Source organism: Candidatus Planktophila sp., assembly GCF_040402275.1.
Lineage (GTDB): Bacteria > Actinomycetota > Actinomycetes > Nanopelagicales > Nanopelagicaceae > Planktophila.
This window is the reverse complement of the sequence record NZ_JBBAMW010000012.1, coordinates 13,617-28,478: the sequence shown is the minus strand read 5'-3', so window position 1 is coordinate 28,478 and position 14,862 is coordinate 13,617. Positions and strand designations below refer to the sequence as shown.

At 46.5% G+C, this 14,862-nt stretch carries 13 protein-coding genes and 2 tRNA genes; 14 read left to right on the top strand and 1 reads right to left on the bottom strand.

Going from position 1 to position 14,862, the window contains the following annotated elements:
• Positions 1-51: 51 nt before the first annotated feature.
• Positions 52-125 (bottom strand) — tRNA-Gly (locus tag AC9UEY_RS03985).
• Positions 126-199: 74 nt separating this feature from the next.
• Between AC9UEY_RS03985 and AC9UEY_RS03980 the strand changes: the two genes are divergently transcribed.
• The 14 genes from AC9UEY_RS03980 to rodA all read left to right on the top strand — a co-directional run bounded on the left by AC9UEY_RS03980 (position 200) and on the right by rodA (position 14,801).
• Positions 200-275, top strand: a tRNA-Pro gene (locus AC9UEY_RS03980).
• A gap of 39 nt (positions 276-314) precedes the next feature.
• The gene (gene tig, locus AC9UEY_RS03975) at positions 315-1,610 is read left to right on the top strand and encodes a trigger factor (RefSeq protein ID WP_509538078.1); all 1,296 of its coding nucleotides are present in this window, start codon (positions 315-317) and stop codon (positions 1,608-1,610) included.
• Between the two features lie 109 nt (positions 1,611-1,719).
• A complete protein-coding gene (locus AC9UEY_RS03970) occupies positions 1,720-2,316 on the top strand; it encodes an ATP-dependent Clp protease proteolytic subunit (RefSeq protein ID WP_509538080.1) in 597 nt (198 codons plus the stop codon).
• On the top strand, positions 2,316-2,933 hold the full coding sequence (locus tag AC9UEY_RS03965; protein WP_509538076.1) for an ATP-dependent Clp protease proteolytic subunit: 618 nt from the start codon (positions 2,316-2,318) through the stop codon (positions 2,931-2,933). Before AC9UEY_RS03970 ends, AC9UEY_RS03965 begins: the two co-directional genes overlap by 1 nt.
• A gap of 116 nt (positions 2,934-3,049) precedes the next feature.
• On the top strand, positions 3,050-4,336 hold the full coding sequence (gene clpX / locus AC9UEY_RS03960; RefSeq protein ID WP_509538074.1) for an ATP-dependent Clp protease ATP-binding subunit ClpX: 1,287 nt from the start codon (positions 3,050-3,052) through the stop codon (positions 4,334-4,336).
• Between the two features lie 15 nt (positions 4,337-4,351).
• Entirely contained in the window at positions 4,352-6,934 is a 2,583-nt protein-coding gene (locus tag AC9UEY_RS03955; RefSeq protein ID WP_509538071.1) for a valine--tRNA ligase, read from the top strand.
• Complete coding sequence (locus tag AC9UEY_RS03950; protein ID WP_509538068.1) at positions 6,931-8,277, top strand: bifunctional folylpolyglutamate synthase/dihydrofolate synthase; 1,347 nt, start codon at positions 6,931-6,933, stop codon at positions 8,275-8,277. The genes AC9UEY_RS03955 and AC9UEY_RS03950 overlap by 4 nt, the downstream gene beginning before the upstream one ends.
• On the top strand, positions 8,274-8,609 hold the full coding sequence (locus tag AC9UEY_RS03945) for a DUF4233 domain-containing protein (protein WP_509538065.1): 336 nt from the start codon (positions 8,274-8,276) through the stop codon (positions 8,607-8,609). The genes AC9UEY_RS03950 and AC9UEY_RS03945 overlap by 4 nt, the downstream gene beginning before the upstream one ends.
• Before the next feature lie 12 nt (positions 8,610-8,621).
• Positions 8,622-9,044 (top strand): nucleoside-diphosphate kinase, encoded by a 423-nt coding sequence (gene ndk / locus AC9UEY_RS03940; protein ID WP_509538063.1) that lies wholly within the window; start codon positions 8,622-8,624, stop codon positions 9,042-9,044.
• 15 nt (positions 9,045-9,059) lie between these two features.
• Positions 9,060-10,097 (top strand): rod shape-determining protein, encoded by a 1,038-nt coding sequence (locus AC9UEY_RS03935; RefSeq protein ID WP_509538060.1) that lies wholly within the window; start codon positions 9,060-9,062, stop codon positions 10,095-10,097.
• Between the two features lie 12 nt (positions 10,098-10,109).
• Positions 10,110-11,027, top strand: coding sequence for a rod shape-determining protein MreC (gene mreC / locus AC9UEY_RS03930; RefSeq protein ID WP_509538057.1), 918 nt, complete (start codon positions 10,110-10,112; stop codon positions 11,025-11,027).
• A 5-nt stretch (positions 11,028-11,032) separates the two neighbouring features.
• Positions 11,033-11,554, top strand: a complete 522-nt coding sequence (locus AC9UEY_RS03925) for a rod shape-determining protein MreD (RefSeq protein ID WP_509538054.1) — start codon at positions 11,033-11,035, stop codon at positions 11,552-11,554.
• Positions 11,551-13,644 (top strand): penicillin-binding protein 2, encoded by a 2,094-nt coding sequence (mrdA, locus tag AC9UEY_RS03920; RefSeq protein WP_509538052.1) that lies wholly within the window; start codon positions 11,551-11,553, stop codon positions 13,642-13,644. Before AC9UEY_RS03925 ends, mrdA begins: the two co-directional genes overlap by 4 nt.
• Entirely contained in the window at positions 13,641-14,801 is a 1,161-nt protein-coding gene (rodA, locus tag AC9UEY_RS03915) for a rod shape-determining protein RodA (protein WP_509538049.1), read from the top strand. The genes mrdA and rodA overlap by 4 nt, the downstream gene beginning before the upstream one ends.
• Positions 14,802-14,862 lie beyond the last annotated feature (61 nt).

Sequence of the window (14,862 nt, the reverse complement as noted above, 5' to 3'; positions counted from 1 at the left end):
TTCAGTGGCCGAGCCCTCATTAACAAGGTCGGATCTATCGGATAAACAAACTGGAGCGGGTGACCGGGATCGAACCGGCATGGCCAGCTTGGAAGGCTGGGGCTCTACCATTGAGCTACACCCGCAGGTGCTTAGGGGCTAAAGGTACTGGGTCGGTAATCAGAGTACGAAATCTGGTTTAGACTCCTGCTTTGCGCCTCGGGGCGTAGCGTAGTGGCTAGCGCGCCTGCTTTGGGAGCAGGAGATCGGGAGTTCGAATCTCCCCGCCCCGACCAGTTTGTTTCGTTCTTCCTCGATCCCATTAGGAGAAATTAGTGAAAAGTTCAGTCGAAGTTCTTTCTCCAACTCGTGTTCGTCTTGATGTTGAAGTTCCTTACGCTGATCTTGAACCACATGTAGCTAACGCTTATAAGAAGGTTGCTGCGCAGGTAAACATTCCAGGTTTCCGTAAGGGAAAAATTCCTGCATCAATGATTGATCAGCGCGTGGGTCGCGGAGCTGTCATCGATGAGGCAATTAACTCAGCTCTTCCTTTGTTCTATGGCCAAGCTGCTCGTGAGCACAATGTTGCCGTTATTGGTCGTCCAGAAGTAGATGTGAAAGAGTTTGTAGATAACGACAAGCTTGTTTTCACCGTTGAGGTTGATGTTCGCCCAGAGGTTGTATTGCCAGATTTTTCCAAGATCACGGTTGAGGTTGATGATGTGGTTGTTGCAGATGCAGATGTTGATGAGCAGATCGAGTCATTGCGCACACGCTTTGGAACACTGACAACTGTTGAGCGCGAAGTCAAAAATGGAGATTTCACTACCCTTGATATGACCGCCTTTATTGACGGCAAAGAGGTTGATGGCGGACAAGCTAACGACATCTCTTATGAGGTTGGTTCAGACAAGATGATCGATGGTCTGGATGAGAAGTTAATCGGCATGAAGGCCACAGATGTGAAGACATTTGAAACTCAACTAGTTGGCCAGCAAGAGGGCGAAAAGGGCGAGGTAACAGTAACTGTTAAGGCTGTTAAAGAGCGCGAGCTGCCACCAGTTGATGATGCCTTTGCAAAGCTGGCATCTGAGTTCGACACACTAGCCGAGTTAAAGACTGATTTTGTTGCACGCTTAGAGCGCGTGAAGAAGATGGAACAAGGCGCACAAGCACGCGACCGTCTCGTTGAGAAACTACTTGCAGACAATGAGATTCCAGTTCCAGATAATCTTGTTGAACTAGAGGTTAATGATCACCTTGAGGGTGAAGGACGCTTGGAAGATGCAGAGCACCGCGCAGAAGTTGATGGTCAGGTTCGTTCATCTCTAAAATCTGATTTCTTGCTTGATGCAATCGTTTCTGCTGAAGAAGTTCAGGTTACTGAAATTGAGTTAACTGAGTACTTAGTGCGCACATCACAGCGTTACGGAATGGCGCCACAGCAGTTTGCAGAAGAGCTACAAAAGGCTGGACAGATTCAGCAGTTGGTAGCCGAGGTAACTCGAGCAAAGGCGCTTGCATCTGTTTTGGGTCGCATCACTGTTAAGGATGCTTCAGGAAATGTGATTGACCTAGAAGCCCTTGCGCCACAGCCAAACCCAGCCGATCTAGTCGAAGAGGCTTAAACCTTCTTTTTCTCTCCGCCTACAGCGAACACGACACAGTTCACGCATGTATTTCTCATAATCGGGAAGCATTTGGGCTGCTTAATTGTTAGGGTCACCACAGGTAAAAATACGGGAGGCAATTGACGTGGATACAGAGAGCAAGATGAAGGACCAGATTTACAACCGCCTGCTTGAAGAGCGGATTGTTTTCTTGTCAGGTGAAGTGCGCGACGACATGGCCAACATGTTGTGTGCTCAGTTGCTACTCCTATCTTCATTAGATGCGAAGAAAGATATTTTTATGTATATCAACTCACCTGGTGGCTCAGTCACTGCAGGTATGGCGATCTACGACACCATGCAATTAATCCCCAATGATGTAGCAACAGTTACCTTTGGAATGGCTGCTTCAATGGGTCAGTTCCTTCTCACTTCTGGTGCCAAGGGTAAGCGTTACTCAACTAAGAGCTCACGTATTTTGATGCACCAACCACTAGGTGGAATTGGTGGAAACGCAATTGATATTCGCATTCAGGCTGAGCAGATGGCTATTACAAAGCAAACTCTTTCAGAGTTAAATGCTTTGCATACAGGTCAGACTCTAGAAAAGATTCTTGCTGACTCAGATCGCGACAACTGGTTTAATGCAAAAGATGCAAAGGATTATGGCTTTGTTGATCATGTAGTCACTTCACTGGGACAAATCACAGGAGGGAAAGCGTAATGACATTCCAAGAAATTAATGCACGCTACGTTCTTCCAACTGTCGAAGAAAAGACAGCCTATGGATACAAGCGTCAAGATCCATATACAAAGCTTTTTGAAGAGCGCATCATTTTCATGGGCCAGCCAATTGATGACACCGTTGCAAACGATGTAATGGCACAGCTTTTGACTCTGGAATCCATGGATCCAGATCGCGACATCATGATCTACATCAACTCACCTGGTGGATCATTTACAGCGCTAACAGCCATTTATGACACCATGCAGTTTGTGCGCCCAGATATCAGCACAATTTGCTTGGGCCAAGCAGCATCTGCAGCAGCGGTAATTCTTGCTGGTGGTGCTAAGGGCAAGCGTTACGCACTAGAACACTCACGCATCTTGATTCACCAACCATCATCAGAAGGTGGCGGTCAGGCATCTGATATTGAAATTCAAGCTCGCGAAATCGATCGCATCACTCGCTTGCAAGAAGACCTTCTCTCACGCCATGTGGTGAAGTCATCTGAAGAAATCCGTAAAGACATAGAGCGCGACAAGATTCTTACAGCAGCCGAAGCTGTTGAGTACGGAATCATTGATCAAGTTCTTGCTTCACGCAAAGCCAAGAAGTAATTATTCTAAGAGCGAACAGTTATGGCGCTTAAAAGGAATGCAACTAGGCGGAGCCAAAAGTACAGTTATCTCTTAGAAGACCCTGCCTTCCCCTGCCAGGGCTTATAAGGAGTGCCATGACAAGAATCGGTGAAACAAGCGATCTGCTGAAGTGCTCCTTCTGCGGCAAAACCCAGAAGCAAGTAAAAAAGCTTATTGCTGGTCCTGGCGTTTATATCTGTGATGAATGTATTGAACTATGTAATGAAATCATCGTTGAAGAGCTCAGCGAAGCGGCTTCCCTTGGTTTGTCAGAGCTTCCTAAGCCACAAGCAATCTTTGAATTTCTAGATCAATATGTAATCGGTCAAGATCGTGCAAAGAAGTCTTTATCTGTTGCCGTCTATAACCATTACAAGCGTGTGCAGAGTGGTGAATCAAAGGGTGATGGCGGAATTGAATTAGCAAAGTCAAATATTTTGATGCTCGGGCCAACTGGTTGCGGCAAGACACTTATGGCGCAAACTTTGGCTCGCATGCTCAACGTTCCATTTGCAATCGCAGATGCAACTGCGTTAACTGAAGCAGGCTACGTCGGTGAAGATGTTGAAAACATTTTGCTGAAGCTTTTGCAAGCAGCAGATTATGATGTGAAGAAGGCTGAAACAGGAATCATCTACATCGATGAGATCGATAAGGTTGCCCGCAAATCTGAAAACCCATCAATCACACGCGATGTCTCAGGTGAAGGTGTTCAGCAAGCGCTATTGAAGATTCTTGAAGGAACTGTTGCATCTGTGCCACCTCAGGGCGGTCGCAAGCACCCACACCAAGAATTTATTCAGATTGACACTACAAATGTCTTGTTCATTGTTGGTGGGGCATTTTCTGGCCTTGAAAAGATTATTGAAAGCCGCATTGGCAAATCAGGCGTTGGCTTTAATGCAACTCTGCAAGATGCAACAGATAAGAACCGTAAGGATATCTTTGCCGATGTGATGCCAGAGGATCTATTGAAGTTTGGAATGATTCCAGAGTTCATTGGGCGCCTGCCAGTACTAACAAGTGTTGAAAACCTTGATAAGCCTGCCTTGATGCAGATTCTGACCGAGCCAAAGAACGCTCTTGTGAAGCAGTATCAGCGTCTATTTGATTTAGATCATGTTGAGTTAGATTTTGATGAAGAAGCCTTACTTGCAATTGCAGATCTTGCACAAGAACGTGGCACAGGTGCCCGTGGACTTCGCGCAATCATGGAATCCGCACTTCTAACAGTGATGTATGAAGTTCCGAGCCGCACAGATGTTGAAAAGGTGATTATCACCAAGGAGTGCATCACATCTGGTGGAGCGCCAACATTGATACATCACACAGGTCCAAAGCGCTCACGAGCACCAAAAGGTGCAGAGGAGAAGAGCGCATAATCTAGACTGCGCACTATGTCTTCAAGCCGTGAATTAGCCTCATCCTTCTCGCCAAACGAGATTGAATCTGCGCTGTATCAAAAGTGGGTTGATGCCGGATATTTCACAGCTGATGCAACTTCTAGTAAGCCTCCTTTTTCTATTGTTTTACCACCACCTAATGTCACCGGCGTTTTACATATCGGTCACGCACTAGATCAAACTTTGCAGGATTGCCTAACGCGCATGAAGCGCATGCAAGGCTTTGAAGTTTTGTGGTTACCTGGCATGGACCATGCAGGAATTGCAACTCAAAACGTTGTTGAAAAACAATTAGCAACAGATCGAAAATCACGTCATGATCTTGGTCGCGAAGAGTTTGTTAAAAAGGTGTGGGAATGGAAAGAGGAATCAGGCGGTGCCATTCTTGAACAGATGAAGCGTTTGGGATCCTCAGTTGATTGGTCTCGCGAACGTTTTACTATGGATGAGGGAATGTCCAAGGCTGTCGTCGCAATATTTAAGCGGATGTATGACGCAGATTTAATTTATCGCGCAGAAAGAATTATCAACTGGTGTCCACGATGCTTAACAGCGTTGTCAGATATTGAAGTAGAGCACAGCGATGATGCAGGCGAGCTCGTTTCAATTCGCTATGGAGAAGGTGATACAGAGATCGTTGTTGCAACAACACGTGCTGAAACAATGCTGGGTGATACTGCCGTTGCGGTTAATCCAGATGACAAGCGTTATTCACACATGATTGGCAAGACAGTAAAGGTGCCGCTGATTAATCGCGAGATCCCGATTGTTGCTGACGAACATGTTGATCCTGCTTTTGGTACAGGTGCGGTGAAGGTAACTCCCGCCCACGATGTAAACGACTTTGAGATTGGTGTTCGACATAACTTGGCAAATATCGTGATCTTGGATGCTGATGCAAAAGTCATTGGCACCAACAGCGCATTTGATGGCCTGGATCGCTTTGATGCACGTAAGGCTGTAGTCGAAGCGTTGCGCGCAGAAGGTCGCCTCGTTGCTGAAAAGCGACCATACCTGCACGCAGTTGGTCATTGTTCTCGTTGCGAAATCACCGTAGAGCCACGTTTATCAAAGCAGTGGTTTGTAAAAGTTGCACCGATGGCAAAGGCATCTGCAGATGCTGTTCGAAGCGGTGCGGTAAAAATTGAACCTGAAGCACTTGCACCACGTTACTTTGATTGGGTCGACAACATGCATGACTGGTGTATTTCTCGTCAGTTGTGGTGGGGTCACAGAATTCCTGTTTGGTATGGACCAAATGGTGAGGTAGTAGTTGTTGGTCCTGATGAAAGCGCACCTGCCGGTTGGACACAAGATCCAGATGTACTAGACACCTGGTTCTCATCTGGGCAATGGGCATTTTCTACCTTTGGCTGGCCAGAAAAGTCTGCAGATCTTGCAAAGTTCTATCCAACATCTGTGCTTGTGACTGGTTATGATATTTTGTTCTTCTGGGTTGTGCGCATGATGATGATGTCTACTTTTGCAATGGATGGTGTTGCACCTTTTAAAACAATCATGTTGCACGGTTTAGTACGCGATCAATTTGGTAAGAAGATGTCAAAGAGCCGTGGAAATGTTGTTGATCCCATTGAATTCATGGACAAGTACGGAGCAGATGCGTTGCGCTTTACATTGGCACGTGGTGCTAACCCAGGCACAGATCAAGCACTTGCCGAAGACTGGATCGGTGGTTCCCGTAACTTTGCAACAAAGCTTTGGAATGCAACACGCTTTGCCATGATGAATGGTGCAACTGTTTTGGGTGATCTACCACCACTTGAGTCACTCAACGCCATCGATAAGTGGATCCTGAGCCGCTTGTCTGAAACTGTTAAAGAGACCACAGAGCTTCTGGAGAAGTATGAGTTCGCTCGAGCCTGTGAGTTGATGTATCACTTTGCATGGGATGACCTATGTGACTGGTACCTAGAGCTTTCAAAGGAAGCCTTTGCATCAGGCACTGCAGATTCAACAAAGCGTGTACTTGGTTATGTTTTAGATCAACTCTTCCGCTTGATGCACCCAGTAATGCCATTTATTACAGAGCAAATGTGGACCACGTTAACTGGGGGAGAATCCCTAGTTGTTGCGCAATGGCCACAAGCCAACGCTGCCCACGTTGATAAGAAGGCAGAAAACCTTGTTGGCAAGCTACAAGAGATCATCACTGAGGTTCGCCGCTTCCGTAACGATCAAGGAATCAAGAGTTCGCTAAAGATCCCAGGACGCATCGTTGCAAAGGGCGAAATTGCAGATTACACATCTGCGGTTGCATTTGTTGTGCGCATGGAACTTGGTGACATAACACCGAGTGCCAAGTGCGAGGCAGCAGGGGTAACAATCGAATTTGACCTAACAGGATCTGTCGATGTCGTTGCAGAGCGTGCACGTCTTGAAAAGGATTTAGTAACAGCTAGAAAGGATAAGCAAACCGCTGAAGTCAAGCTAAACAACCAGGGCTTTATGGCAAAAGCGCCAGAAGATGTCGTTGTTGAGATTCGCGAGCGACTTGAAAAGACGACTGCAGATATTGCGCGTATTACTTCAGCATTAGCTGCGCTGCCACAAGCATGATGATTTCACCTGACGATCAAGAAAGAGTAGATGCAATCGAGCAAGCATTACTTGCTCGTTGGCCAGAAACTCGTATTGCTCCAAGTACAGAACGTATTGCAGCACTGGTTGATCTATTAGGTTCACCTCAGTTGACCTATCCCACGATTCACATCGGTGGCACTAACGGTAAGACAACGACCTCACGCATGATTGATTCATTGCTCTTTGCCCACGGCCTGCGCACAGGACGCTTTACTAGCCCACACCTTGAAACATATCGCGAACGCATTGCCATTAATGGTGAGCCCATTGATCCTAAAGAATTAATCTTTTCTTACAACGATATTGCTGCATACCTAGACTTGATGGATACAAAGTTTGAACATCCCATCTCCTTCTTTGAAGCAATAACTGCATTAGCTTTTGCAGCCTTTGCTGAACATCCAGTTGATGTGGGAGTTATTGAAGTTGGCATGGGCGGGCAGTGGGATGCAACAAATGTTGTTGAGGCCGATGTTTCGGTATTAATGCCTATTGGTTTTGATCATATGGAGTACCTAGGCAATACATTGCATGAGATTGCCTCTACAAAGGCTGGAATTATCAAAGAAGGTGGCTTTGTTGTGCTTGCCCAGCAAGAGCCAGAGGCTGCTAAAGAGTTAATCCGAAAGGCGGCAGAAGTAGGCGCAGATGTTGTGCGTGAAGGCGTTGAGTACCTAGTGGCATCAAGGGCAGTTGCTGTTGGTGGTCAGTTATTGACGATTCAAGGTATTCATGACACATACGATGAAATCTTTTTACCATTGCATGGTCGCCATCAAGCAGCAAATGCAGCCTCAGCCCTTGTCGCCGTTGAAGCCTTCTTTGGAGATCAGCCACTAGATATTGATGCGGTACGTGCTGGTTTTGCAGCTGTTACCTCCCCTGGGCGCTGTGAAGTTGTCCATCGCGATCCAACAGTAATTTTAGATGCTGCACATAATCCACATGGTGCCAAAGCTTTGGCTGAGACATTATTAAATGAGTTCAATTTTGATGAAATCATCGCAGTTGTGGGTGTATTTGGGGATAAAGATGCAACTGGAATACTCCAGGAGTTAGAGCAGATTGTTGATCATGTCATTGTTACGCAAAGCTCTTCATCACGTGCGATGCCATCTGGTGAGTTAGAAAAAATTGCATCAAAGATATTTGGAGCAGATCGAGTGTTTGAAGTGTCAGATTTAGGTGCTGCGTTAGATAGAGCAGTTGGGGATGCTGTGCGTCCGCTGAGTGAAGACACAGTGGGAATTATTGTGACCGGATCTGTTGTCACAGTTGGTGAAGCTCGCACATACTTGCGAAAGAAGTTTGCACAATGAAAATTCTTGGAGCATCAGTTCTGATTGCTGAGAGCATGACAATGGGTTTTGCAATCCTTCTTGCTATGAAAGATGCTTCAAGCGCTGCAATTATTTATGGTTGCGTGGTTTCATTCTTGTTATTTGTTGCAGCGGCACTTGTGCGACGCCCAGGTGGATTTGTAATTGGTTCGCTGATGCAGGTAGCGATGATCGGCTTCGGATTTGTTGAGCCATCCTTCTTCATTATTGGGGTGGTTTTGATTGGTCTCTGGGTGGCTGCCATAGTTGTGGGCCGCAAGGGTGAGGCTGCTCGCGCTGCCTTGCTGGCTGCAGAGCCTAAAAAACCCTAATAGACTGGGCGAGTGAGCACTGAGAAAACCCTAATCCTGGTCAAGCCAGATGGCGTTGCCCGCGGTTTAGTTGGCGAAGTTATTTCACGTATTGAAGCAAAGGGTTATGCAATTGATTCTTTGCGCATGCTGCAAGCAGATCGTGCATTACTAGAAAAGCATTACGCAGAACATGTTGGTAAGCCATTTTATGAACCATTAGTTGAGTTCATGATGTCTGGTCCAATTGTTGCGATCGTTGCATCTGGCAATCGCGTTATCGAAGGTTTTCGTTCATTAGCTGGAGCGACAGATCCAACTGTTGCCGCACCCGGAACTATCCGTGGCGATCTAGCGCGTGATCAAGGAACAAAGGTTGTGCAAAATATTGTTCATGGCTCTGATTCACCTGAATCTGCAGCGCGTGAAATTCAGATTTTCTTCCCCAGCAATTAAGTACAAGGAGTAAAAATGTCTCAAGGAAGCAGAATGTCCTTTATCGGCCGCGATATGGCCGTTGACTTAGGCACAGCGAACACTCTTGTCTATGTGCGTGGACGTGGCATTGTTTTGAACGAGCCTTCAGTAGTTGCTGTGAACCAAGATACAGGCGCAATTTTGGCCGTTGGTACTGAAGCGAAGAAGATGATTGGCCGTACTCCTGGCAATATTGTTGCTATCCGTCCGCTAAAGGATGGCGTTATCGCAGACTTTGATACAACAGAGCGCATGTTGCGCTACTTCATCCAAAAGGTGCACCGTCGTCGTTACTTGGCTAAGCCAAGAATTGTTGTGTGTGTTCCTTCTGGTATTACTGGTGTGGAACAGCGCGCAGTTAAAGATGCTGGTTATGCAGCAGGTGCACGTAAGGTGTACATCATTGAAGAGCCAATGGCTGCAGCAATCGGTGCTGGTCTTCCCATCCACGAGCCAACAGGCAACATGGTTGTAGATATCGGTGGCGGTACAACAGAAGTTGCTGTTATTTCATTGGGCGGAATCGTGACCTCACTATCTATTCGCGTGGGTGGCGATGAGCTAGATCAATCGATTATTAACTGGGTCAAGCGTGAATTCTCGCTACTTCTAGGTGAGCGCACAGCAGAAGAGATCAAGATGGCGATTGGATCTGCTTATCCATTGCCCGGAGAAAACGATGCTGAAATTCGCGGTCGCGATTTAGCAACAGGTCTTCCAAAGACAATCGTTGTTTCAGCCGCTGAAATTCGCAAGGCACTTGAAGAGCCAGTTAACGCAATTATAAACGCAGTTAAGAGCACACTTGATAAGACACCTCCTGAGCTTGCATCAGATCTAATGGATCGTGGAATTGTTCTTACAGGTGGTGGAGCACTTCTTAAGGGTCTAGATGAGCGCCTTCGCAAAGAAACCGGAATGCCAATTCACATTGCAGAGCGTCCATTGGATGCTGTTGCTGAAGGTTCTGGAAAGTGCATCGAAGAGTTTGAAGCACTTGAGAAGGTTCTAATCTCCGAGCCTCGTCGATAAGGTCTTTGCGTAATGCGTAATGGTGGACGCGCACGTTTGTTGTTGGTGATTTTAATAGTCACCTCGCTCTTCCTCATTACCTTAGATCTTCGTGGCGTGAGAGTCATTGATGGATTTAAGCAAGGTTCACAAACGATTACCTCGCCGTTTCAGCGTGCTGGCAGCGTAGTTCTCACTCCAGTTAAAAACTTTTTCTCTGATGTGACCCACTTAGGTCGAACCCGAAATCAGATTGAAAAGCTTGAGGCTGAAAACGCCAATTTGAAGCAAAGACTTATCAATCGTAAAAATGCAGATGCTCAGCTAAAGCAGCTCAAAAGTATTTTAGATCTAGCAGGAACTGCTGGATACAAGATCGTTAATGCCAAAGTCATTAGCAATGGATCTAGTCAATCTTTCTCACAAACAATCACCATCGATGTAGGGGCAAATGCTGGAATCAAGAAGAACATGACGGTTTTGTCGCAGTCTGGCATTGCAGGTGTTGTTAAAGATGTGTATCCAACAACTGCATTAATTCAATTAGCAAGTGATCCAAGCTTTAGAATTGGCGCACGCATTGCTGGCTCACAACAGATCGGCATCCTGACAGGGCGTGGAACTGGTTCTGCGACCCTGCAATTGCTGGATAATTCGACCACTGTTAAAGAGGGTGATGTTCTACTCTCTCGCGGAAGCATTGCAAACCGTCCCTTTGTTCCAGGTGTTCCATTGGGATATGTAACAGGGGTGGACAACTCAGCAGGTGCTGTGGCGCAAACAGCAACTATTCGCTACTACACAAACTTTTCAACACTAGGAGTTGTTGCAGTAGTTGTGAGTGGCTCAGAATCCAACCCTGGAGATGCGCTAGTGCCAGTTAAGCCACGCGTCACACCCATTCCAACGGTTACAGTTTTCGTCACTCCATCGCCATCTCCAACTAAGTAGCCACCATGCTTACCCGCCAGATTTCGATTGCTGCGCCAATCTTTCTTATGATTTTTGTGATTCAAGAATCAGTTATTTCGCAGTTTCGTTTACCTGGCGGTGGCTTTTCTATTCTGATGATCTTTGCTTTAACGTGGGCAGTTTTGAGTGAAACTGAAGTAGCAGCGGTCATTGGCTTTGCAGCAGGTTTCTTAATGGACTTGTCACAAAGTGCTTCTGGCCCATTTGGTCAGTGGACATTGATTATGTTGATGGCTGGGTATGCAATTTCATATATTGGCTATGGTGATGACAATGTTCGAGCAAACGCCACCGGCATTATTTTCTTCGTAGTAATTGCAAATGTTTTAGTCGAAATCGCATACGTCGCAACTGGGGCGCTCTTAGGTGTTTCTGCAGGCTCACTTATCCAAGTGCTCATCACCCTATTTGGCATGAGTATCTGGGCGCTTTTGATTTCACCAATCCTGCTACCTGTGTTTAGCCGCTTACATGCATTGGTCTTTGATTCGCGGTCTACTCTATGAACAACAAGTCACGCCTGTCTTTACTTGTAGTTCAAATTCTCGTTGTTTCTTTGATGGTGGCACTACTTGGTCGCTTGTTTTACTTGCAGGTTGCTGCAGGTCCTAAGTATCGAGATGCAGCCCTTAGTATCCAAAGCAGAGATGTTGTTGCCCCTGCCACGCGTGGATTAATTGTTGATGGTTATGGCGTCCCATTAGCTATGAATAAGGCTGGTTTGGCGATCACAATCGATCGAGTAGCAATCGATAAGTTAGATGACAAAGGTGTTGGTGTTATGAAGCGCTTAGCAACACTGCTCAAACTTAACTATGGCGATATTTATCAAAACACGCGCCTGTGTGGTGAGCTTCCAAAGGGACAAAAAGCGGGTTGCTGGCAGGGATCTAGATTCCAACCAATTCCAATTACAAAATCTGCAGATCCTGACATTGCATTGCAGATAGTTGAACGCTCAGATGCATTTCCTGGAGTTGATGCCCAGCCTATTGCAATCCGAAGCTATCCAAGTTATTTGGGTGTGAATGCCGCGCATGTGCTGGGTTATGTGGGACCACTGACCGAATCTGACTTATTAAAAGATAATGGCAATCAATACTTCCGTAGCGAGACAATTGGTAAGACTGGACTTGAAATTCAGTATGACTCTTTCTTGCGCGGTGAGCCAGGAATCCGCACAGTAATTGTTGATCGCAAAGAGTTAGTGACGCGTGAGAGCCAAAATACTCAACCTGTTGCAGGAGATCACTTAGTAACAAGTTTGGATGTTCGACTGCAGGCAGCTGCCGAAAAAGCATTGAAAGATGCAGTGCTGCGCGGTCGTGCTAATGGATACACCTCTGATTCAGGTGCTGCTGTAGTTATGGATATCAAGACCGGGCGCATCTTGGCTCTTGCCTCATATCCAACCTATGATCCCAATGCTTGGGAGAGAGGGTTAACTGTTCAACAAGCATCAGATTTGTTTAGTGAAAAGAAGTCTGTACCGGCACTTAACCGCGCATTGCAAGGTTTGTTTGCACCAGCCTCAACCTTTAAGGCTGTCTCAGTTGTTGCCGCAGCTGCTGCCGGATATGACTTAAACGCTACCTACAAGTGCCCTTCAGAGGTCCAGGTTGGTACGCGAGCATTTCAGAACTTTGATAGTAAAAATCAAGGATCTATGAGTATGAAAAAGGCACTTGCCGTCTCGTGTGACACCATTTGGTATCAAATAGCCTTTGATGAATGGCTTCGAGATGGTGGTTTGCGACCAAAATCTGAGCCCAATGATTACTTCTTCAAGGCAGCCCAATCATTTCAGATAACTCAAAAGGTTGGCATCGACCTACCGACCGAGTCCACATCCCGCCTTGCAGATCGCATATATAAAAAGAGCTGGTATCAGCAGAACAAAGATTTCTATTGCAACTATAAAGAGCGTGCAACAAAGGCTCAGCAAACACCATTCTTGCTCCAGTTGGCTGCTGAAAACTGTGTTGATGGTGACAAGGTTCGCGCTGGAGATGCGGTTAACTTTTCTATCGGACAGGGTGACACTGTTGTGACACCACTGAAGTTGACCCAGATGTATGCGGCAATTGGCAATGGCGGGACCATCTGGCAAGCAAAGATTGCCAAGGCAATCGTCAAAACAGATGGAACAGTTATCCAAACATTTACACCTAATAAACTTGGCACGCTGACCGCCGCTCCATCAACAATCAAGTTCCTACAAGGTGCGCTACGTGAAGTAGTTGTGAGTGGAACGGGTGCTGGAGCGTTTGCAGGGTTTCCAATTGAAGTTAGCGGTAAAACAGGAACTGGCCAAGTCTTTGGTCGAAATCCAAATGGTTCACAAAAAGATGACACCTCCTGGTTTGCATCCTATGCACCAAGTAAGAACCCACGGTATGCAGTTGTCATGATGGTTGGCCAAGGTGGCTTTGGTGCATCGACATCTGGTGTGGGCGTGCGACAGATTTACTCAACTCTCTTTGGAGTAATTGGCAACAAAGTTGTTTCTGGCGCGGCGTTATTCCCAGAAGGCAAACCACCAACACAGTTACCTAAGATTTCACCTGCAACTAAACCTAAGGAGGCGACCAAGTGAGTCAGATCCATGCTCGCCAGCGTTTATATCGACGCAATCGTCAATCTTTAGTTCATGGATTTGATCCGGTATTAACTGCAGTAGTTGGGCTATTACTTTTTGTTGGGACATTACTTGTGTGGGCTGCTACTCGTGATTGGTATACCCGCAACGGTTTAGATGGCCAGTACTACCTCAAGCGCCACATCATTAATATCTTGATTGGTTTGGTGTTGGCATACGGTGTGACAGTTATTGATTACCGCTTACTACGTGCCTACACACCATTCTTATGGGGCGCAGGCGTATTGGGATTAGTCGTTGTTCTCATTCCTGGCCTTGGCGCAGAAATAAATGGCGCAAAGGCATGGATTGCTTTGCCTGGCGGATTTCAGATTCAACCGGCAGAGCTAGCCAAGATCGCAATCATTATTGGTATGTCAATGATCTTGTCTGAGCGCTCACATGACAGCGATGGGCCGACAAGTAGAGATGTGTTGCAATCACTTGCCGTAGCTGCAATTCCGGTTGCGCTCATCATTATGCAGCCTGACATGGGAACAGTTCTTATTATCTCTGCAGCGGTTGTAACAATTGTTGCAGTCTCAGGTGTTCCAGCGCGTTGGGTAACAGCGCTGCTCCTATTAGCTGTCTTAGGTGGATTTGTTGCTGTTAAGGCCGGTGTTGTCAGCGAGTACCAAGTAAATCGTCTGCAAACATTTGTTGATCCAAGCGCCGACACCCAAGGTGCTGGTTATCAACTCCGCCAAGCCCGCATTACCGTGGGATCTGGTGGCTTAATTGGCACAGGATTATTTAATGGTCCACAAACAAATGGTCGCTTTGTGCCAGAACAACAGACAGACTTTATTTTCACAGTTGCTGGTGAAGAGCTTGGATTTATTGGTAGTGGTGCAATATTGATTTTGTATCTAATTTTATTGATGCGTGGCTTTTCAATTGCCCGTCGCACAAATGACCCCTTTGGGCGGTTGGTGTGCACGGGGGTAATTGCGTGGTTTGCCTTCCAGATATTTGAAAACATAGGAATGACATTGGGGTTAATGCCGATGACCGGTGTGCCATTGCCCTTCATTTCCTATGGTGGCTCATCCATGTTTGCCACGTTGATCGGAATTGGCTTGTTGCAGAACGTTCACGCTCGTTTAAGGGGTTAAATAGGCAAATAGCCCCTGCTCTGCCATAATTAAGACACCAGTTCAGCGCGGCTCGCGATCA